The sequence below is a fragment of the Devosia pacifica genome, assembly GCF_014652635.1.
GTDB classification, from domain to species: Bacteria; Pseudomonadota; Alphaproteobacteria; order Rhizobiales; family Devosiaceae; genus Devosia; species Devosia pacifica.
Genome location: NZ_BMZE01000009.1, coordinates 1 through 1,734, shown reverse-complemented (window position 1 = coordinate 1,734; position 1,734 = coordinate 1). Strand labels below are relative to the sequence as shown.

The following is a 1,734-nucleotide window of genomic DNA, read 5'->3' as shown; positions in this document are numbered from 1 at the left end:
ACATCGACGCACTCATGCCGTGGAACTACCCGGGCTGAACGGTCTCGCCTTCTCGCTTACTTTCGAACTTTTTCGGCGACCGTGTGAAAGTGGTTGATCTGCCTTCCGCTGAGGAGTTGAGCGAAAATGATTTGGGCGATGTTGCAGCTCTTGACCCGGTTTTCGCCGCCCTCGTCGGGGCACCGGTCGATCAGATCGTGTTCGTTGACGTCGGCGCAAACAACGACGGAAGGTTGGCAGAAGCCGCAGCGGCAGTTGCGCTCGAAGAGCAGATCGCTGCGGCTGACCGTGCCACTGCGCTGATCATACCTTATTTATGTAATGTGGATGCTGTCCTGGCCGCTGCACGTACGATCAAAAGATTTCAGATCGCCTTGCCGTCTTGCGTAATCGTCCCGTGCCGAGGTATCGACGGCGGCGATCGTGACGTTCTTAATGCCGGTCCGACGAAGTCTGCAATGAGGCTCATTGCTAGCCTTGAAGCCGACACCAACCATATGATTTTGCCTCGCATGAGACCGCGCGCGCTGCAAATTCAGGAGGCATTGAGGCTGTCGCCGGCCGCAATGGCATCCATCGACTGCGCCAAGGTTGCGACGATCATGCAAGTCACAACATCCGAGATTTATTCTGTTCGAGCGCAATTTAAAGTTCAGATTGCAAGGGTACACGCCGAGGCGGTGCGTGTGTTGAAGTTTCCCGACTTCTAGAAGGTTACGCCCGGCATATTCCGTTGTCAGAGACGAACGGCAACGGGCACGCGTGCGACTGATTGATATACCCGTCGAAGATTTCGGTAAGGCCTTTGAAGAAGAACAGGCGTGGCTCTCCCCGCGAGACATAACCGAAATTGTCCGATATCGGGAGCTGCTGGTAGCCCATAGGATGAAGATCAGGAGTTTGCACTATCGCATTCTGCATTTCCTAGGCAGCCTCTTCTGACTCCCTTTCAGATACTCTCACTGAAGGAAAGAGCTTCGGCAAGGGAGGCTTGTGCTATCATACTCGGCCATGCGCACCAGCCGACTCGGTGCCAAAACGACAGCCCACGCAGGAAACTGAAGGGCCGCAACGCGCCCCCATTCCTGAGATACAGCGTGCAGCGGCTCGGTCCTAATAGCGGACCTTCGCCACTGCTTAGCTAGCGTATTCAAGCGTGGCCGGTGGTTGAAGGATTCCAAGTCCAGTCGGACTGACACCAGACCAAGCGATAGAAGTTGGATCAAGGGTTGATTTAACCATTCCTCGAACGGATCACGCAGTGAAGAAGCCTGCATTATCGCGTATTGCAAGCTCCAGCTTGGCAGGAAATGCGGCTAGGTGCTTTCTCATTTCGCTTTGAGCTAAAGTAAGGTCGCCTGATGCTACAGCCTCAACAATTTGAGCATGCTGATCGACAACGTTGTTCATCTTTGGAACGTCTTCCTTACTCAATTTGCATACCCGTATTGAGTGCATTCTGACGCTCGCAAGTGTCCGCCATGCAAATCCCACCCCGCCTGCATGGCACAGCATTTCATGGAAATTTTCGTCGAGAGCGGAGAACGCGGCTGCATCACCTGCTTCAGCGGCTGCCCTTTGTAGGGACAGCTGTTTTTCGAGGATCTTCCTTGGGTGTGACGAAACGTTCCCAGTTAGCCGTGCGACCACCGCGAGTTCAATTGCTTCGCGGATAAATCGCCGCTCGAGGATTTGGGCGCGAGAGATGGGCAACACGAGTGTGCGACGATGCGC

The 1,734-nt window shown here is 54.5% G+C and carries 2 protein-coding genes; one reads left to right on the top strand and one right to left on the bottom strand.

What is annotated here, in order from left to right; genetic code table 11:
- Positions 1 to 83: 83 nt before the first annotated feature.
- A complete protein-coding gene (locus tag IE127_RS19555) occupies positions 84 to 710 on the top strand; it encodes a hypothetical protein (RefSeq protein WP_189427487.1) in 627 nt (208 codons plus the stop codon).
- A 544-nt stretch (positions 711 to 1,254) separates the two neighbouring features.
- Here the strand turns inward: IE127_RS19555 and IE127_RS19550 are convergent.
- Positions 1,255 to 1,734 (bottom strand): GntR family transcriptional regulator (locus IE127_RS19550; protein WP_189427486.1); only part of this gene is annotated, 480 nt, incomplete at its 5' end.